Origin of the sequence: Meiothermus sp. (genome assembly GCF_026004115.1) — a bacterium.
Classification (GTDB): Bacteria; Deinococcota; Deinococci; order Deinococcales; family Thermaceae; genus Meiothermus.
In genome coordinates this window covers 3067325-3085134 of the sequence record NZ_BPIM01000001.1, presented here as the reverse complement: position 1 = coordinate 3085134, position 17810 = coordinate 3067325, and the positions used below count along the sequence as shown (strand labels likewise).

Annotated in this window: 15 protein-coding genes and 2 pseudogenes; 4 read left to right on the top strand and 13 right to left on the bottom strand. The window is 60.9% G+C overall.

Annotated elements, in window-relative coordinates; genetic code table 11:
• Positions 1 to 21 precede the first annotated feature (21 nt).
• A complete protein-coding gene (gene rnr, locus Q0X23_RS14855; protein WP_297860996.1) occupies positions 22 to 2478 on the top strand; it encodes a ribonuclease R in 2457 nt (818 codons plus the stop codon).
• Between the two features lie 6 nt (positions 2479 to 2484).
• Here rnr and Q0X23_RS14850 read toward each other — a convergent pair whose 3' ends face one another.
• Positions 2485 to 2976 (bottom strand): CAP domain-containing protein, encoded by a 492-nt coding sequence (locus Q0X23_RS14850; protein ID WP_297860995.1) that lies wholly within the window; start codon positions 2974 to 2976, stop codon positions 2485 to 2487.
• A gap of 88 nt (positions 2977 to 3064) precedes the next feature.
• Here Q0X23_RS14850 and coaE point away from each other — a divergent pair, with 88 nt between their 5' ends.
• The 3 genes and pseudogenes from coaE (at position 3065) to Q0X23_RS14835 (ending at position 5867) form a co-directional block, all read left to right on the top strand.
• Positions 3065 to 3643 (top strand): dephospho-CoA kinase, encoded by a 579-nt coding sequence (gene coaE, locus Q0X23_RS14845; RefSeq protein ID WP_297860994.1) that lies wholly within the window; start codon positions 3065 to 3067, stop codon positions 3641 to 3643.
• Positions 3640 to 4443, top strand: coding sequence for a helical backbone metal receptor (locus Q0X23_RS14840; protein ID WP_297860993.1), 804 nt, complete (start codon positions 3640 to 3642; stop codon positions 4441 to 4443). Before coaE ends, Q0X23_RS14840 begins: the two co-directional genes overlap by 4 nt.
• A gap of 635 nt (positions 4444 to 5078) precedes the next feature.
• Positions 5079 to 5867, top strand: a pseudogene (locus Q0X23_RS14835) (IS5 family transposase).
• Between the two features lie 6 nt (positions 5868 to 5873).
• On the opposite strand, the gene Q0X23_RS14830 reads toward Q0X23_RS14835, so the two are convergent.
• The 12 genes and pseudogenes from Q0X23_RS14830 to Q0X23_RS14780 all read right to left on the bottom strand — a co-directional run bounded on the left by Q0X23_RS14830 (position 5874) and on the right by Q0X23_RS14780 (position 17803).
• Complete coding sequence (locus Q0X23_RS14830) at positions 5874 to 8099, bottom strand: heavy metal translocating P-type ATPase (RefSeq protein ID WP_297860992.1); 2226 nt, start codon at positions 8097 to 8099, stop codon at positions 5874 to 5876.
• 266 nt (positions 8100 to 8365) lie between these two features.
• Positions 8366 to 8737 (bottom strand): metalloregulator ArsR/SmtB family transcription factor, encoded by a 372-nt coding sequence (locus tag Q0X23_RS14825; RefSeq protein WP_297860991.1) that lies wholly within the window; start codon positions 8735 to 8737, stop codon positions 8366 to 8368.
• Between the two features lie 209 nt (positions 8738 to 8946).
• Positions 8947 to 9555 (bottom strand): EAL domain-containing protein, encoded by a 609-nt coding sequence (locus Q0X23_RS14820; protein WP_297861244.1) that lies wholly within the window; start codon positions 9553 to 9555, stop codon positions 8947 to 8949.
• 55 nt (positions 9556 to 9610) lie between these two features.
• Positions 9611 to 9943 carry a hypothetical protein gene (locus tag Q0X23_RS16185; protein ID WP_374707464.1) on the bottom strand — a complete coding sequence of 111 codons (333 nt, stop codon included), beginning with the start codon at positions 9941 to 9943 and terminating at the stop codon, positions 9611 to 9613.
• 14 nt (positions 9944 to 9957) lie between these two features.
• Positions 9958 to 10047 (bottom strand): annotated as a pseudogene (locus Q0X23_RS16180) (hypothetical protein); the annotation flags it as partial.
• Positions 10044 to 10421: an IS5 family transposase gene (locus tag Q0X23_RS14810; RefSeq protein WP_297860990.1), complete on the bottom strand. Its 378-nt coding sequence runs from the start codon at positions 10419 to 10421 to the stop codon at positions 10044 to 10046. The gene Q0X23_RS14810 and the pseudogene Q0X23_RS16180, both read right to left, overlap by 4 nt.
• 136 nt (positions 10422 to 10557) lie before the next feature.
• Positions 10558 to 11391 carry an amidohydrolase gene (locus Q0X23_RS14805; protein WP_297860989.1) on the bottom strand — a complete coding sequence of 278 codons (834 nt, stop codon included), beginning with the start codon at positions 11389 to 11391 and terminating at the stop codon, positions 10558 to 10560.
• Positions 11392 to 11400: 9 nt separating this feature from the next.
• Positions 11401 to 12243: a fumarylacetoacetate hydrolase family protein gene (locus Q0X23_RS14800; RefSeq protein WP_297860988.1), complete on the bottom strand. Its 843-nt coding sequence runs from the start codon at positions 12241 to 12243 to the stop codon at positions 11401 to 11403.
• A gap of 17 nt (positions 12244 to 12260) precedes the next feature.
• Positions 12261 to 13001, bottom strand: a complete 741-nt coding sequence (locus tag Q0X23_RS14795) for an SDR family oxidoreductase (protein ID WP_297860987.1) — start codon at positions 12999 to 13001, stop codon at positions 12261 to 12263.
• Positions 13002 to 14024 (bottom strand): aldo/keto reductase, encoded by a 1023-nt coding sequence (locus Q0X23_RS14790; RefSeq protein ID WP_297860986.1) that lies wholly within the window; start codon positions 14022 to 14024, stop codon positions 13002 to 13004.
• Positions 14021 to 15334 carry an L-fuconate dehydratase gene (locus tag Q0X23_RS14785; RefSeq protein WP_297860985.1) on the bottom strand — a complete coding sequence of 438 codons (1314 nt, stop codon included), beginning with the start codon at positions 15332 to 15334 and terminating at the stop codon, positions 14021 to 14023. Before Q0X23_RS14785 ends, Q0X23_RS14790 begins: the two co-directional genes overlap by 4 nt.
• Before the next feature lie 12 nt (positions 15335 to 15346).
• Positions 15347 to 17803 carry a thiamine pyrophosphate-dependent enzyme gene (locus Q0X23_RS14780; protein WP_297860984.1) on the bottom strand — a complete coding sequence of 819 codons (2457 nt, stop codon included), beginning with the start codon at positions 17801 to 17803 and terminating at the stop codon, positions 15347 to 15349.
• Between the last annotated feature and the right edge of the window lie 7 nt (positions 17804 to 17810).

Genomic DNA, 17810 nt, shown 5'->3' with positions numbered 1-17810 from the left:
CCGGGGACTTCCCCACCTCATATGCTTGAACAGCAGATTTACGCCTACTTTAAAAAACACCCCAAAAAGCGTTTCAGCCTGCGCGAGGTGGTGCGAGGCTTACGGCTCGACAAAGACGAAGCCAAAGAAGCCCTGGATTTGCTGGTGGCCGAGGGCAAGGTGTTGGAGCCCCGTCGCAAGCTCTACCATCTGCCTGAAGCCGAGGCCCGCAAAGGCTTTGAGGGTCGGCTGCAAGGTCATCCTGCTGGCTTTGGCTTTGTGATCCCCACCAACCCCGACCTGCCCGACCTTTATATTCCCAAAGGCCATCTGAACGGGGCCTGGCACGGCGATCTGGTGCGGGCGGAACCCCGCCCACCGGGCCGCGATGGAAAGCCCTGGGGGGTCGTCGCCGAGGTGTTGGAGCGTGTCCACCATCAGATGGTAGGGCGCCTTTACTTCAAACAGGGGTTTGCCTGGCTAAAGCCCGACGAGGCCCGTCTGCCTGCCCTCAAACTCAAACCCGAAGGGCTCGAGGGACTGGAAAGCGGGGCTCGCCTGGTGGTTCGGGTGGTGTTTCCCGCTGGACGCAAAGGGGCAGAGCCTTACGGGGAGGTTTCGGCCTACCTGGGCCAGGGCGAAGGCCCCGAGGTCGAGAGCGAGGCCATCATCGCCAAGTACGAGCTTAGGAGCGTATTCCCCCCCGAGGCCCTGGCCGAAGCCGAGCGGGTAGCCCACCTGGATGCCAAAGAACTCAAGCGCCGCGTAGACTTTCGCAACCTGCGGGTCTTTACCATAGACGGCGCCGACGCCAAAGACTTCGACGATGCCATCCACATCGAGCGTCTGCCCCACGGGAACTACCGGGTGGGCGTCCATATCGCCGATGTCTCCTACTACGTCCGGGAGTTCTCGCCCCTCGACCACGAGGCCTACGCTCGCGCCACCAGCGTGTACCTGCCGGGGCGGGTGCTGCCCATGCTTCCCGAGCAGCTTTCCAACGGTATCTGTTCGCTTAAGCCCTACGAAGACCGGCTGGTGCTCTCGGTGCTGGTGGAACTCACACCCAAAGGTCGGGTCAAAAGCTACCGCTTTGCCGAGGGGGTCATTCGGAGCGTGGCCCGCCTGACCTACACCGAAGTAGAAGCCTTTGCGGAGGCCCTCGAGGCCCCCGAAACAGCCCCAGGCACGGTTCCCCCTGACTGGAGCCCCGAACTCAAGGCCGATCTGGAGCTCCTGCTCAAGCTCACCCACACCCTGAAGGAGCGCCGCCTGGAACAAGGGGCCCTGGATTTTCGCTTCACCGAGGTCAAGGTCGAAGTAGACGAGGAGGGCGATCTACATCTTATCCCGCAAAAAGAACCCAGGGCCCGCAGCCTGATCGAAGAGCTGATGCTCCTGGCCAACCGCGTGGTGGCCAAGCACCTGGCTGAGCAGCAGATTCCCACCCTGTTTCGCGTCCACGAAGACCCCAGCCAGGAGGCCTACAACAAGCTGGTGGCGGCTTTGGGCAGGCTGGGCTATAACCTGCCGGGGGGGGAGCTGAGCCCCAAGGCGTTGCAAAGCATTCTGCGGAAAGCCGAAGGCCGCCCCGAGGAGGCCGTGGTCTCCACCCTGCTGCTGCGCTCCTTGCGTCTGGCGCGCTATGCCGCGGAAAACCTGGGCCATTTTGGGCTGGCCGCCGAACACTACCTGCACTTTACTAGCCCCATCCGACGCTATCCCGACCTGGTGGTGCACCGGGTCTTGCGGGCGATGATGCACCGTAAGGTCTCTCAGGCCCGCAAAGAAGACTGGATCGAGCGTTTTCCCAAAATTGCCCAGCACGCCTCCGAGCGCGAGCGGGCCGCGGAGAACGCTGAACGTGAGCTTACCAAGTACTACCAGTGTTTGTGGGCCGAGCGACACCGGGGCGAAATCTACCGGGGCACGGTCTCGGGCGTGACCGGCTTTGGGGTGTTTGTCAGCCTGGACAATGGGGTAGAGGGCATGATACGGCTGGGGGCCCTTCAGGACGACCACTACCACTACTATGAAGAACTGCTGGCCCTCGAGGGCCTGCGAACCAAACGCCGCATTCGAATTGGAGACGAGATGGAAGTAAAAATCGAAGGTGCCAACCCCTCGGCCCGCCAGATAGATTTTGTCCCGACCGAGCGTTTCTACCAGGACCAATCCCAGGCTGCACAAGTACTTCCGGGCAAGAAGCGCCGTAAAAAGAAATCGGGCAAGGGCGCAAAACCCACTAAGACGCAAACCGAGGCCTCTGCACAGGAGAAGCGCACGCGCAAGGTGGTAGCCACCGAGCCCAAAAGCCCAGCCCCCCACGCTCGGGCTCGCTCGAGGCGGGTGGTAGGCCCCCCAGACGAACGTAAGGGGTTCAACAAGCCCGTCAAGGTGAAGGCCCAGAAGATTTACTTTGGCGCCTGGGGCGGGGAAACCAATACGCCCGCCCAGGAGATACCAAAAGTCCAGAAGAAACGACGCAAACGGCGTTGAGCGCCACTACTGTGGCTCGGCAGCCACCAGCACCCAGTAGTCGCCCGCCTTCACCATGCCCATATCGCGCAGGTTCGGGGCCATCAGGGTGTTGCAGTGGCCCTGGGTGCTGTTCAGCCAGGCATCCACCGCTTCTGTTGCGGTGCTGTAATCCTGGGCCAGGTTCTCGCGGATTTCCTTGAAGCGGTAGCCGTTTTGCTGGCTGCGGGTGACTACTGCAAAGGTGGAACTGGAGCCTTCTTGGTGGCTGAACTCTCCGGTTCGCTGAATGTATTCTGCACGCTGACGGGCTACCTCCCCCAGCAGACCGTTCCAGGAGAGGGCTGGGGCGGCGGCATACGATTGGGTGTTGCTGCCATGGGTGCAGGTGCGGGCAGCGGCTCGAGCCGCGTTGACCGCATCCAGTGCAGTCTGAAAATCGGGTGGGGTGTACTCGAGCCCGGGACTACTGGAGCAGGCCGCCAGAAGGGTTACAGCGGTTGAAAGCAGCCAACGCATGGCCACAGTCTGCCAGCGTCTCGTGTCCGCTGCGGTGAAAAAATCACCGGGCAGCGTTACATGAAGAGGAAGGGTATGCTAGGCCTTGATGCGCTTGGTTGGCCTGACGGGGAGCATAGGCAGCGGCAAGAGCACGGTGGCCCAACGTTTGCGCGAGCTGGGTGTGCTGGTGCTCGATGCGGACGAGTACGCTCGAGAGGGCGCAGTGGTTCTCAAAGCAGAAATTTGCCGGGCCTTCCCGGAGGCCTGCCGGGGCGATGAACTCGACAGAGCGGCGCTGGCCCGGCGGGTGTTCAACGATCCCGAAGCCCGCAAGCAGCTCGAGGCCCTCCTGCACCCCTACGTGCGCCGCCGCATGCGCGAGGAGACCGAAAAGGCCAAAGCGAAGGGGCAGCGGTTGGTGGTTCACGATATTCCCTTGCTGTTTGAAACGGGCCGCGAAGGAGACTTTGCCGGGGTGCTGGTGGTGGCCGCCCCCAACGAACTGCGCATGGCCCGGGTGATGGCCCGTAGCGGCCTGAGCAAGGACGAATTCACCGCTCGTGACCAGAGCCAGATTCCCCAGGAAGAGAAGGTGCGGCGGGCTACCTGGGTTATCTGGAACGACGCCGACCTGCAGATGCTGCGAGAGCGGGTAGATGCCTGGTACCGCGAGGTGGTGAAGTGAAGCTGGTGCACGACTGGCTGGGCCCCCTCGAGCTGCCCGACGACCCCCAGCGCATTGTGTCGCTGGCCCCCAACGTTACCGAGACGCTTTTCGCGCTGGGCCTGCATGAGCGGTTGGTGGGGCGCAGTGCTTTCTGCTACCGCCCTGCGGCTACGCTGGCACTGCCGGTGGTCTCGAGCTACACCCGCTTGCGCTGGGAGTTCTTGAACAGCCTGAAGCCCGACCTGGTGCTCATCAGCACCGGGGTGCAGCGCGACCTGCTCCAGGAGCTTCATGGGCGGGGTTACCCCATCTTTCCGGTGCCCCTGCCCCATAGCCCCCACGGCATTCTAGAAAACATTGTGCTGATGGGGGCTTTGCTGGCGGTAGCCGAGCAAGCCACCCGACTTGTGGCGCATCTGTCACAGCGCTATCAGGCCCTTTACCAGAGCCTGCCCGCTTACCGGGTGTACCTCGAGTTCGACCTCGGCGGCCCCATCACGGTAGGGCGGGGCAGCTATGTGGGGGAAGCCCTGCGGCACCTGGGCTTACAAAACATTTTTGACGCGCACCCTCAGAGCTATTTCTCGCCCAATCTGGCCGAGGTAGCCCGCCAGGCCCCCCACCTGGTTATCTATGAGCCTAAACCCCACCGCTCGCGCCCCATCGAGAAAGCGCAGCGCCTCATGGCTGAGCGCAACTGGCCCTTTCCACTGGTGGTTACCGGGGGCGATGAGCTGGCCCATTATGGCCCCGGTTTTTTTGCCTACCTGGAAGCGCTGGCGAAACAGATTCAAGATAAAATAGCGCAAAAATCGTAGAATTCAAACGTTATGTAATGCCGTCATTTGCTACCTTAGCCTAACCCACCTCCGCAATCTTGAGGAGGGTACGGGATTGGAGCAGGTTGGCAGCGCAGAGGATGGGGTTCACGCAGCTGAGGAAGGCCCGGTAGTTCTTATACCAAATCCACATAAACTCCTTGCCTTCTCCCCGCAGGCTTTTATCACCACCCTCGGACTAGCCTCAGTAGAGCCTTAGGATCAGCCGAGCACCTTCTAACCGAGCGCAACACCGGCCACTTTTGAGATGCAAGAGGTTCAGGATCACATCCCGTAGGTACATCAGCCCCGCTGCCCCCTTGCGGCTGCGGGCGGCATCTTCTGCTATCAAGAACGTGCGCGAAGGTGCGCACAGTTCTTTTCCTGCCCCGACGGGTCTTGCTGACCCTCTTCGTATCTGACAGGCGTGACTTTCCCGCCTGCTGCAGAGACCTTCTCTGCAGCAGTGCCGCCATTACCGGACGGACTCGCCACGGGTAGGGCAGTTGCGGTTGCCAGCCGTTTGAGGTTGAGCGCCGCGTTGAGATCGCGGTCATGGCGGTACTCGTACGGGGACTCATCTAGAAGCTGGTAAGAAGACAACCCAAACAGAGGCAGTCTGTTATGTTTAGAGCATGAAACGCAGACCCTACCCCTCCGACGTAAGCGATGAAGAGTGGGCCTTCGTGATGCCCTATCTGACCCTGCTGCCTTGAGATGCAGCCCAGCGCAAGTACGATCTGAGGGAGGTATTCAATGCCTTACGCTGGTTGGTAAAAACCGGTGCCCAGTGGGACTACCTGCCCCACGACTTCCCGCCCCCCCATATCGTCAGCCAGCAGGCTCAGCGCTGGATGCAGCGGGGGGTCTTCGAGGATCTGGTGCATGACCTGCGGGAAACCCTCCGGCTGTTAGCGGGTCGTGAGGCCCAGCCCAGTGCGGCTATTTATGATGGCCGTACCTTACAGTCGAGCCCTGAGAGCGGGGGGAGGGCCGGGTACGACGGGGCCAAACGGCGCAAAGGGAGCAAGGTGCATATGGCGGTGGATACGCTGGGGCATCTACTGGCGCTCTTGGTCACCCCTGCAGATGAGCAGGAGCGGGCCCAGGTAGCCGAACTGTCCAAAGCGGTGCAAGCGGTCACCCAGGAACGGGGGGAGATCGCCTTCGTGGATCAGGGCTACACGGGGTCCGAGGCTCTGCAAGCCGCTGCGCGGGAGGGTATTGCCCTGTGTGTGGTCAAACTTGCCGAGGCCAGGAAGGGCTTTGTTCTGCTGCCCAGGCGCTGGGTGGTCGAGCGGCGTTTTGCCTGGATGGCTCGTGACTACGAACGTCTGGCCGAGACCCTCAAGGGGTTTCACTGGCTGGCTTTCTCCATTCTGCTCTTGCCTAAAGTCCTGGATGGTTTATGTTTGGCTTCTTAGCAGGCTCTAGCGGAACCGCAGCAGCCGCAGCGAGTTGAGGGTGACCAGCGCGGTAGCACCGGTATCGGCCAGGATGGCGGGCCACAGCCCGGTAATGCCCAAGAGGGTGGCGACCAGGAAGACGGCCTTAAGCCCCAGGGCAAAGGCGATGTTCTGCCAGATCACCCCCATGGCGCCCCGCGAGAGCCGGATCAGGTCGCTCACGCCCGTCACTGAGTTCCTGAGCAGCGCAGCATCGGCGGTTTCCAGCGCTACGTCTGTACCACCGCCCATCGCTATGCCCACATCGGCCTGAGCCAGCGCAGGGGCATCGTTGATGCCATCGCCGACCATGGCCACTTTCCGGTGCCCCGTTTCGGCTTGCTTGAGTTCACCGATGATGCGGAGTTTATCCTCCGGCATCAGCTCGGCCTTGACCGCCAAGCCCAACCCCTCGGCGATGGCCTGGCCGGTGCGGGTGTTATCCCCGGTCAGCATCACCGCCTCCACGCCCAGTTGCTTGAGTTTGCTCAAGGCTTCTCGCGCGTCCAGGCGGGGTTCGTCGCGGATGGCGATCAAGCCCAGAGGGGTGGGAGGGTTCATCAGCAGCACCACGGTCTTGCCCTGCTGCTCCAGGTCCTCGATTTGCCCGGTCACCTCGAAGGACAGGGGTGCCAGGGCAGCCGCATACTTGGGCGAGCCCACCACCAGGGTTCTCCCTTGCACGCTGGCCTGAACCCCCTTGCCCTGGATGGCCTGCTGATCGCTCGAAGGAGGCACGGAGACACCAGTCTGTGAGGCTTTTTCGACGATGGCCCTAGCTAAAGGATGCGAAGAACCTTGCTCCACTGCCGCCGATAGACCCAGCAACTCGGTTTCAGATACCGTAATTGGAACTACATCGGTCACTTTAGGCTGGCCAGCGGTGAGGGTTCCGGTCTTGTCAAAGGCGATGGTCTTGACCTGAGCAAGGTTCTCCAGCACCGCGCCCCCCTTGATTAGCAGGCCCCGCCGTGCCCCTGCGGAAATAGCCGAGGTGATGGCTGCTGGAACCGAGAGCACCAGGGCACAGGGGCAGCCAATCAGCAGGATTGCCAGGGCCTTATAGAGCCACTCGTGCCAGGCCCCGCCCAAGGATAGGGGGGGAACCACCGCGATCAAGATGGCTACCGCCAAAACCCCAGGGGTGTAGTAGCGGCTAAAGCGGTCAATAAAGCGGGCGGTAGGGGCTTTGCTTTCTTGGGCCTCCTCCACCATGTGGATGATGCGGGCGATGGTGTTATCGGAGGGGTCTTTATCCACCCGTACCGTGAGCACCCCGTCGGTGTTGATGGAACCGGCAAACACGGTGTCACCGGGGCCTTTGACCACCGGAACCGATTCGCCGGTCACGGGGGAGTCATCGAGGGCGGATTGACCGCTCAAGATGGTGCCGTCGGCGGGAACCCGCCCCCCCGGTTGCACCTGTACCACCTGCCCGACCACGAGGCTGCTGGCAGGGACTTCGTGGGCGTGGGCTTTATTCCCGTCGCCGTGATCTTTTTCGTGGATCACAAAGGCCGTCTTGGGAGCCAGGTTGGCTAGAGCCTTGATCCCCGCCCTGGCCCTCCCTGCGGCGATCCCCTCCAGAAACTCGCCCACCGCAAACAAAAACACCACCACCGCAGCTTCGGGGGACTCATCAATCACAATCGCGCCAACAGCAGCAATCGTGACCAGCAAGTTGATGCCAAAGGGATTGCCCACCCGGATTCCTGCCCAGGCCTTTCTAGCCAGAGGCCAGACCCCGATCAAGGTGGCGGCGATATAGCCCACCCGCGAGAGTTGGGGTTCGATAAAGCCAAAGCCGAAGGCTACCAAGAGCAGCACACCCGTAGTCAGCACCTCGCGCCCCTGGCGTGTGGCGTACCAGGGCTTGTCCTCGAGTTCGTGGGCGTGTTCGCCGACCTGGCCTTTAGCCTGGCCGTGGCCTTCCCCCTCTGGGTGGACGTGGCCTTGTGCGCCATGTGGAGCCGAGACCCGCAGGGTGGGCTTGTACCCCAGCGAGCGGATTTTGGCCTCGAGATTCTCCTTGGAAGTGACCGACTCATCCAGGTTGAGCTTGAGGATCTGGGTGGTGAAGGCCATACGGGGGTTGCTGGCTCCAGGGGTCTTGTTGACCAGGGCCTCGATCTTGTTAGCACAGTCGGCACAGTCCATGCCCTCGACCAGGTAGCAAAGCTCGGGGGCGGGTTCGTTGGTCTTGGTGCTCATGTCTCCTCCTGATAATGGCAATTCAATATATGAACAACCATTCATTTATTGTTCAAGTATAGCCATACTTGAACAAGTATTCAAGCTTCTTGGGGATGGCGTGGGGTTCTATATGTGGGTCTCGGGGATGTCCTTGATCGCCGCAGCAAGCCTCTAGGCCGGGTTCTCAGCCTTCCAGCAGCAAGGCCGTGCTGGTCGCTCACGACCCGGGGTTCCGCCAGGGGCAGGAACCAGCCTTGGCCCATTCCTTGCGATTGCCTAAGGGTTTATTCCTGGGCGTGTTCCAGGGCACACGACAGAATCGAGGTCACATGGTCGTCGGCCAGCCGGTAAAACACCTGGCGGCTCTCCTTGCGTGAGGCAACCAGTTTGACCGAGCGCAGAACCCGCAGTTGGTGGGAAACCGCCGACTCGCTCATGGCCACCACGGCGGCGATGTCACACACGCAGAGCTCCTGTGCCGCCTGCAATGCGGCCAGGATACGCATCCGGGTAGGATTCGCGATGGCCTTGAGCAGCTCTGAAGCTCCAATCAGGTGGTTTTCCTGAGGCAAGCCCTGGCGGGCCTTGGCAACCGCCTTCGGATTGGTGATCTGTACTTCGCACAGGTTGGGGTCAGCAGTTGTTGATATGGGCATCTCAATATCAGATTACAACAGATTACAACCAGCAGCGGAAAAAAGCTTCCACAGCTCTGGAGGGTCTGGGTTGGTCTTTGGACACCATGCATGGCCCTCGCGCTAGCCCGCATTTCGGCTGGGGAAAGCCCCCTAGCCAAAGGCCCCAACCCCGCAAGTAGGGAGAGGGCGAGGCCTGCGAGGTGCCGCTATTGAGGGAGGGCGGCAGTCTATCGCCCCTGGAGGCCCTGACCTTCGTGGTCGAGGTTCACCCGGGTGCGCACGAACTGCTCGACCAAGGAAGGCGACCCCACAAAATACCCTTGGGCAAAATCGCAGCCAATCTCGCGCAGAAAATCCAGCATACGGCCATCCTCGACGCCTTCCACCTGTACCTCCAGGCCCAGGGCTCGACCCAGCTGAACCAGGGCCTTGAGCAGAGCTTCGCTATGGACCGACTTGCCCACCAGGCGCAAGAACACCCCATCAATCTTGAGTCGGTCAAAGGGATATTGGGCCAGGTAGGCCATGGAGGAATAGCCGGTGCCAAAGTCATCGAGGGCGATGCGCAGGCCCAGGTGCTTGAGTTCTTGCATTACCGGCAGGGCTCGCTCCGGCTCGGCCAGGGCGCTCTCGGTGACCTCGAGGATGAGGTTGGAGGGCTTGACGTGGCTCTTGGCGAGTGCCTCCTTGACAAAGAGGGGTAGCTCAGGATCGTTGAAGCTCTTGGTGGAGAGATTGACCGAGACGCTGGTTTCCTCGTTGCCGGGGATCGAGAGCCACTGGATAGCATTGTTGAGCACATAGCGATCTAAGAGGCTGTCGTAAAAGTCTACTATGCTTTAAGGGTGGCTTCTACACGTAGAAACTGTTGTAAAAGTTCCCTCCTCCAGCTTATGCGGCCTTTGCCAGCCGCTTCACCAGCAAGCGTATCATGCCTAAATACATCCAGGCTTCCGTTACCTCAGGATGGTACTCGTAATCTTTTCCCAGCCGTCGGTTCCGCCCCATCCAGGCAAAGGTCCGCTCCACCACCCACCGCCTGGGCAACGGCCTAAACCCCTTCACACGCTCTACCTCCGGAAGCGGCTCCCCCTCCCGCACCCAGACCCCCCGCACCCCCGCATATGGACGGGCCACCCCCTCCAGCTCCAGCCCAGGGAGGAAGCCAGCCCCTTGAGGCCCCAGTACCCCCAGTCCACAAAGAGCTTGCGCACCCGGGGCCACATGGAGGGGTCCATCCCCAAAAGCAACGCCTGCCCACCCCACTTGTCATGCTCGTTGGCCGGGTGCACATACACCTTCAGCCATCGGCCCCCCGTAACCGTCAGAATCTGCCGCTTTCTCCCCTTGACCTTCTTCGCCCCGTCGTGTCCCCGGGGCCCCCCTTTTCACTCGTCTTCACCGACTGGCTATCCATCACCAGGGCGCTGGGAGAGGCGTACCGCCCCTCCCGCTCCTGATCCCACCGGGCCAGGGCCTGGACCGCCTTCTCCCACACCCCCTCCTTCAGCCACTTGCGGAAGTAGTGGTAGACCGTAGACCAGTGAGGTAAGTCATGGGGCATGGCCCGCCACTTGATGCCGTTTTCCAGGACGTAGCGTATGGCATGGACGATCTCCCTTCTGGGCACCTTAGCGGGTCGGCCGCCGGTTTTAGGGGCAGGGATCAAGGGCTCCAGGATGGCCCACTCCTCATCGGTCAAGTCGCTGGGGTAAAATCTACGTGTAGAAGCCACCCTTCAAGCATAGTAGACTTTTACGACAGCCTCTTACAGGTCGACCCAGCACAGCGTGTATTGCGCTAGAGGTTTAGAGGATATTGTCTTAAAGTTGCGGTTTCTAGGTTTTGATTTTGTATATCCGTAGAGCATTTTCGCCTAACAAAGCCAGGCTGGTTTCTCGTAAAGCCCACTCCAAGGCTTCCTTAACCTGAGCATAACTGGCTGCCAACGTACACACAGGCCAGTCGCTACCGAACAAACAGCGCGAGGGGCCAAATAACGCTAGAGCCTCCCGGATGTAAGGAGCCAATTGCTCCTGCTTCCAGTGCTTCCAGTCGGCTTCAGTAGCCAGCCCAGAAAGCTTGACCCAGACGTTGGGTTGCGCAGCCAAAGGCTCGAGCGCTCTGAGCCAATCGCCCCACTGTCCCCGGGCGATATTGGGTTTAGCTAGATGATCTAAAACAAAACGCAGACGAGGATAATTTTGCACACAGGCCAGGGCGGCTGGCAGTTCGCGAATACGAACCAGTAGGTCGTAGGTCAGCCCGCGCTGCTCGAGCGCCGCCAAACCACGCCCCACCTCGGGCCGAAGTAACCAGTTGGGGTCAGGTTCGTCGTGTACCTGGTGGCGTATCCCAACCAGATAGCGGCCCTCCGGCAGGGCCATGAGCTCGTCCAACACCCGGCCCACCGCTGGATCGGTCAGGTCAACCCATCCCACCACTCCTACTACGTAATCTGTGCTTGCGGCGATTTGCAGCAGCTCTTTGGTTTCCTCGAGGCTGCTTCTGGCCTGTACCACAATGGTGCAATCTACCCCCGATGCCCGAAGTAGGGGCCGCAGGTCATCCGGGGTGAAGTCGCGGCACAATGGGGCCAGAGCGGGGTCCTGCAGCCAAGGGTAGTGCAGCCGGCTGGGAAAGATAAAGTGTTGGTGCGCATCAACAATCACAACCCACCTCTACTCGGCGACTACTTTTTGCTGCTGCTCGCCCAGCCTTTCGATGCCCAGCCGCACGACCTGCCCTGGGCACAGGTAAATCGGCTCGGGTTTTTGCCCCAGGCCCACCCCTGCTGGGGTACCGGTCGAGATGACGTCGCCCGGCTGGAGGCTCATGAAGTGACTAACATAACTGACCAGTTGAGCCACGCTGAAGATCATGTTCTGGGTATGGCCGTCCTGATAACGTCGCCCGTCTACCTCGAGCCATAGCCGCAGATTTTGCGGGTCGGGTACTTCATCCCGGGTCACCAGATAGGGGCCGATGGGGCCAAAGCTGTCGCAGCCCTTGCCCTTGTCCCACTGGCCGCCGCGCTCGAGCTGAAAAGAGCGTTCCGAGACATCGTTGACCACACAGTAGCCTGCCACATACTGCAGGGCTTCGGACTCGGAAACGTATTTGGCTGGGCGTCCAATCACCACCCCCAGCTCTACCTCCCAGTCGGTCTTGGTTGAACCTCTGGGGATTACGATGGGGTCAAAGGGCCCCGAGATGGCGCTGGTGGCTTTTAGAAAAACCACCGGCTCGAGCGGATAGACCGCGCCCGTCTCGTCGGCGTGGTCTTTATAGTTGAGGCCTATGCAGATGAACTTACCTACCTGACCCACACATGGCCCCAGCCGGGGACGGCCCCGCACCAGGGGCAGTCGGCTGGGGTTCAGCCGGGCCAGGCGGGGCAGATGCTTGCTCAAAACCAAACCGTTGATATCGGGCACCACCTCCGAAAGATCGCGTATATGCCCTTCGGCATCCAGCACCCCCGGTTTTTCCTTGCCTTTGCTTCCATACCGGACAAGCTTCATAGCAAAACTCCTGGCAATCACATAGTCCAGCCGCCATCGATCAAGTGTACTGCCCCAGTGGTGAAAGCTGCCTCGTCGGAGGCTAGGTAGGCGGCGAGCGCAGCGACCTCCTCGGGCCGGCCCAACCGGCCCATGGGCTGGCGCGCGATAAAGGCCTGTCGTACTTCCTCCTCGCTTTGGCCCGTGCGCTGGGCTTGTTCAACCACACGAGCCCGCCAGGAAGGAGAGTCCACCGTACCGGGACAGATCACATTGGCCCGGATACCCCGGGTCACGTAGTCGGCGGCCACCGCTTTGGTCATACCGATCACGGCGGCTTTGGTAGCGCTGTAAACGAAACGGTTGGGCACCCCCTTAATAGAGGAGGCAGCGCTGGCGATGTTGATGATGGAGCCGCTGCCCTGGGAGAGCATCTTGGGAATAACGGCCCGCATGGTCCAGAACATGGAACGCACATTGAGGTTAAAGCTGAACTCCCAGTCCGAGTCGCTGCATTCCAGGATGGTGCCTTGGTGAACATAGCCGGCGCAGTTGAACAGAATATCTACCCGTGGAAGCCCTGCTACCACCGCTTCAATCTGGCCCAGGTCGAGTACATCCAGGCGAGCTTGCGCACAGGCCAGACCCCGCAGCAACTCGGGGTCTCGGTCGGTTGCGATCACGCTAGCGCCTTCAGCAATGAAGCGTTCCGCCGTAGCCCTTCCGATGCCCTGCCCAGCGGCGGTGATGAGAGCGGTCTTGCCTTTAAGTCGTTGCATCTAGGCCTCCTGTACGGGTATGGGCACATCCTGGCCCAGCAGCCCTTCGGCGATCAGGTCTTCCCAGAGGCTTGCAGGCAGTGGGGTCTCGAACATTTGCAGGTTTTCTTCCAGTTCTTGCCCCGAGCGAGCCCCGGTCAGCACCGAGACCACTGCTGGATGGCCCAGGGGAAACTGGATGGCTGCTGCTTTGAGGGGCACCCCATGACGCTGGCAGACTTTCTGCAAGGCCTGGGCGCGCATTATCAGTTCAGGCGGGGCAGCTGTGTAATTGTAGGTGGCCCCAGGGGCTGGGCGGGCTAGGAGGCCGCTATTGTATACCCCGCCCGCCACCACCCCGATACCCTTCTGAAGACACAGCGGCAGCAGTTCGCACAAAGCCCCCTGCTCAAGCAGGGTGTAGCGGCCTGCTACCAATAGCAGATCGAAGTCACCCGCTCGAGCAAACTCCAGTAACCAATCGGTGTGGTTCATGCCCGCTCCAATGGCCCGCACCACCTCTTGCTGGCGCAGCTCGACCAAGGCTCGGTAGGCTCCCTGCATCACCTCGCTCACGGTGCGGTTGTCGGCATCGGGGTCGTGGATGTAAAGAATATCTACCCGGCTCAGGCCCAGCCTTTGCAAGCTCTCCTCGAGGGAGACCATGGTGCCCCTGTAGCTGTAGTCATAGACCTGGGCCAGCTGAGGAACCCCCTTGAAGAAGGGTTCGCCCTGGGGATCCAGCTGGCTTTTGTGGAGCGGCCCCGGGCGCAATAGCCGTCCTACCTTGGTCGAGAGTACAAAGTCGGTTCGGGGCTTATCCTGCAAAAAAGCCCCCGTGCGCTGCTCGGCCACCCCGTTGCCGTACTGGGGTGCGGTATCGAAGTAGCGCAAACCCGCCTGCCAGGCTGCCTCCAGGGTGGCGCGGGCCTCGCCCTCGCTTACCGGGGCAAACAGGCCGCCCAAGGGGGCGGTTCCCAAGCCCAGCCGGGTCAGCTCTAGGCCGGTTTTGCCGTGAAGGCGGGTGCGGGTGGCCTTGATCATACCTGCCCTCCCAGATGGCTTGCCCAGTAGCTGCCGTCGGGGTACCGGAAGGTTTCGCGCGAGGCGGGCCAGATCTCGATGCTATAGCCGGGCCGCTGGGGGAGCTGGTAGTGGCCCTGATGCACTTGGACGGGCTCCACGAAGTGCTCGTGCAGGTGATCCACGTACTCCAGGTAGCGGTGCTCGAGCGAACCCGAGATAGCGATGTAGTCGATGCTGGAAAGGTGCTGTACGTACTCGCACAGCCCCACCCCACCCGCATGGGGGCAGACCGGCACCCCAAATTTAGCGGCCAGAAGCAGAATGGCCAGGTTTTCGTTGACTCCGCCTACCCGCGCCGCATCAATCTGGCAGAAGCCAATGGCCCCGCTTTGCAAAAGCTGCTTGAAGACCACCCGGTTTTGCACATGTTCGCCGGTCGCCACCTGCGTACCGCTGCCTTGCAAGGCTTTCTGCAAGGCGGCATGGCCCAGGATATCGTCGGGGCTGGTGGGTTCCTCAATCCACAGAAGGCGGAAAGGCAGCAACTGCTGCACCCAGGCCAAGGCCTGAGGCACATCCCACACCTGATTGGCATCTACCATCAGGTGTTTATCCCAGCCAATCTCTTCCCGGACGATGTGGCAACGGCGCAGATCATCCTGTAGGTCGCGCCCAACTTTGAGCTTGAAGGCAGTGAAGCCTCCCTGCAGGGCCTTGCGACACAAAGCGCGAATTTTATCATCGGGGTAGCCCAGCCAGCCCACACTGGTGGTGTAAGCGGGGTAGCCTTTCCGCAAGAGATGGGCTTCGCGCTGGGTCTTTCCTGGTGCCATGCGCTCCAGGAGCTCCTGCGCTTCTTCGGGCGTTATAGCATCGGTCAGGTAACGGAAGTCAATGCAACGCACCAGCTCCTCTGGGCGCATGTCCACCACCAGCTTCCACAGGGGTTTGCCCTCGGCCCGGGCCCACAAATCCCAAACCGCGTTAATCACAGCAGCGGTGGCCAGGTGAATAACCCCTTTTTCCGGTCCCAGCCAGCGAAGCTGGGAATCACCGGTAATATGCCGGTAGAAGGCCCCCATATTCTGAGTAAATTCCCCCAGTGAGAAACCCACCACCAAGGGCCGTAGCAGCTCGATAGCCGCGCAGACCAGGTCGTTGCCCCGACCTATGGTGAAGGTTAGCCCATGCCCTTCCAGACCGCTGTCGGTCTGGAGGATCACATAAGCCGCCGAGTAGTCGGGGTCGGGGTTCATGGCATCCGAACCATCCAGGGAGTGTGAGGTAGGAAAGCGCAGATCGAGGGTTTTAAGGTCTTTTATTCGCATAACGTACCTCCCTCAAACCCCCAGCCGGTTGCGCTCGAGGATAAGCGATGTGGCCTGCTGGGTGCGGGGCCGGTAGCCCGGTAACGGCAAAATACGCTCGTGAACGGCGTCCAAAATCCAATCTGGGCCGGGGAAGAAGAGGTCTTCTAGCTCGGCGGCCGGGGTGATCCAGTTGCGAGCCCCCAGCACCACAATGGGCCCGTCCAGATAATCAAAAGCCATTTGGCTCAGATTGGAGGCCACCGTATGCAAAAACGAGCCGCGTTCGCAGGCTTCGGAAACCAGAATGGCCCGCCCCGTTTTGCGCACCGACTCGACCAGGGAGGTGTAGTCGAGGGGGTTTAGAAAGCGTAGATCTATAACTTCGGCCTCGAGGCCATACTCCTGGAGCTGCCGAGCCGCCTCGAGCGCCCGATATAAAGCAGGTCCTAGGCTGATCAGCGTCAGATCCTTGCCTGTACGCCGCAGCGCCGGCTGACCCAAAGGGATACGGTAGGATTCTTTGGGCACACCCCCTGGTACAAGCACCTCGGGTTCGCCGTATAGCCGCTGGCTTTCAAAAAAGACCACCGGATCGCTGCCCTGCAAGGCCACAGTCAGCATACCTTTGGCGTCGTAGGGTGTGGCCGGATACATCACCTGAAGGCCCGGGATGTGGGCTACCAGGCTCGACCAGTCCTGAGAGTGCTGGGCGCCGTACTTCGAACCTACCGAGACACGCAACACCAGGGGCATCTCCAGGATTCCCCCCGACATGGCCTGCCATTTGGCCATCTGGTTAAAGATCTCATCTCCGGCCCGGCCCATGAAGTCGCAGTACATCAGCTCTACCACCACCCGACCGCCCGAGAGGGCATAGCCCACAGCGGTCCCCACAATGGCCGCCTCGGAGATGGGTGCATTGAAAAGCCGGGGATAGGGCAAGGCCTCGGTCAGACCCCGGTAAACCCCAAAAGCACCACCCCAGTCTCGGTTTTCCTCGCCGTAAGCGATTAAGCTGGGATCGCTATAGAAGGCCTCATAGAGCGCTTCGGTGAGGGCTTCGGCGTAGGTCAGGCACTTTAGCTTGGGCAAGGGGCGGCCTTCTTCATCCAGACCAAAGCGGTATTTTGACTGCAATACGCCATAGCGGGTTTCTTGTAGGGGTTTTTGCACCCATGGCGGGCCTTCTGCGTAGGCCTTTTCCTCTTTGCGGGAAAACATCCACTCGGCTATGCGTTCGGAGTGGGGAGGAAGCCGAGGTGAAACATCGTCGGAGGTGGCCCATAAAGCCACGCGGTGCAGCCGCTCCTGTACTTCTTGGTACAAAGCTTCCTGCTCGCTCTGAGTCATGAGGCCTTGCTCGAGCAAATAACGCCCATAGTGCAGGAGGGTGTCCTGGGCCTGCCAGGCCTCAATCTCGGCTTTTTCTCGGTACGACGAAGCGTCCGAGGGGGAGTGCCCGCTATAGCGGTAGGTCAAGGTATCCAACAGGGCTGGGCCTCGGCCTTCTAGTAGCAGGTTTTTTTTCCGTTCCACGGCTTCCGCCACAGCCAGCGGGTTGTAACCATCGACCCGCTCGGCGTGCAGGGCCTGGGGGTTGACCCCCAAGCCCACCCGAGCCAGTACCCCAAACCCCATGGTCTCTCCCTGAGTCTGCCCCCCCATGGCATAGAAGTTGTTCATGAAGTTGAACAGTACCGGGGGTGCGCCGCCAATTTCCTGCGGCCACAGGGTGTGAAACTGATCCATGCTCGCAAACACCATGGCTTCCCAGGTGGGGCCCGAACCCAGCGCCCCATCGCCAAGACTGGCCACGCAGATGCCCGGCTTGCGCTGTAGCCGCTTGTGCAAGGCAGCTCCTACTGCAATGGCAGCCGAACCTCCCACTATGGCGTTGTTGGGTAGGATGCCAAAAGGCGGAAAGAAGGCATGCATGGAGCCGCCCATACCCCGGTTGAAGCCGGTATCGCGGCCAAATATCTCGGCCAGCAAGCCGTATAGCAGGTACTCTAGGGCCCGTTCTTTTAGGCTTTGGTGACCAAACTGCTCGACCACCCGCAGGATGCGCCCGTCTTGATAGCCTTCCAAAATGCTGGCCAGTTCGGCTTCACCAAGCTGCTCTATGGCGCCCAAACCTTTGGCCAGTATTTCACCGTGGCTGCGGTGGGAACCAAAGATGAAATCCTCCGGGCCTAGGGGCAGGCATAGCCCCACTGCGGCAGCTTCCTGTCCAATGGAGAGGTGGGCCGGACCCTTGTGGTTGTACTCGATGCCCTGGTACACACCTTTGGTTTTGAAAGCATCCAGCATACTTTCAAAGCCGCGAATATAGAGCATATCCCGGTAGACGCGACGTAAGGTAGAGGCCCCATAGCGAGCCCTCTCGGCTTGGGGGTCGGATCGGTACTGGTTAAGCGGCAAGTGGGGGGCCTCGAGCCAGCCCGCCTTTCGTAGGTGGTCGGGGTCAAGGGAAAGCGATTTAGGCATAGTCTCC

Bases quoted from the DNA above. Each gene is read 5' to 3' on its own strand.
- Q0X23_RS14785 (WP_297860985.1), bottom strand. From the start codon at position 15,334: ATGCGAATAAAAGACCTTAAAACCCTCGATCTGCGCTTTCCTACCTCA.
- Q0X23_RS14795 (WP_297860987.1), bottom strand. From the start codon at position 13,001: ATGCAACGACTTAAAGGCAAGACCGCTCTCATCACCGCCGCTGGGCAG.
- Q0X23_RS14830 (WP_297860992.1), bottom strand. From the start codon at position 8,099: ATGAGCACCAAGACCAACGAACCCGCCCCCGAGCTTTGCTACCTGGTC.
- Q0X23_RS14825 (WP_297860991.1), bottom strand. From the start codon at position 8,737: ATGCCCATATCAACAACTGCTGACCCCAACCTGTGCGAAGTACAGATC.
- Q0X23_RS14800 (WP_297860988.1), bottom strand. From the start codon at position 12,243: ATGAAGCTTGTCCGGTATGGAAGCAAAGGCAAGGAAAAACCGGGGGTG.
- Q0X23_RS14780 (WP_297860984.1), bottom strand. From the start codon at position 17,803: ATGCCTAAATCGCTTTCCCTTGACCCCGACCACCTACGAAAGGCGGGC.
- Q0X23_RS14850 (WP_297860995.1), bottom strand. From the start codon at position 2,976: ATGCGTTGGCTGCTTTCAACCGCTGTAACCCTTCTGGCGGCCTGCTCC.
- rnr (WP_297860996.1), top strand. From the start codon at position 22: ATGCTTGAACAGCAGATTTACGCCTACTTTAAAAAACACCCCAAAAAG.
- Q0X23_RS14790 (WP_297860986.1), bottom strand. From the start codon at position 14,024: ATGATCAAGGCCACCCGCACCCGCCTTCACGGCAAAACCGGCCTAGAG.
- coaE (WP_297860994.1), top strand. From the start codon at position 3,065: ATGCGCTTGGTTGGCCTGACGGGGAGCATAGGCAGCGGCAAGAGCACG.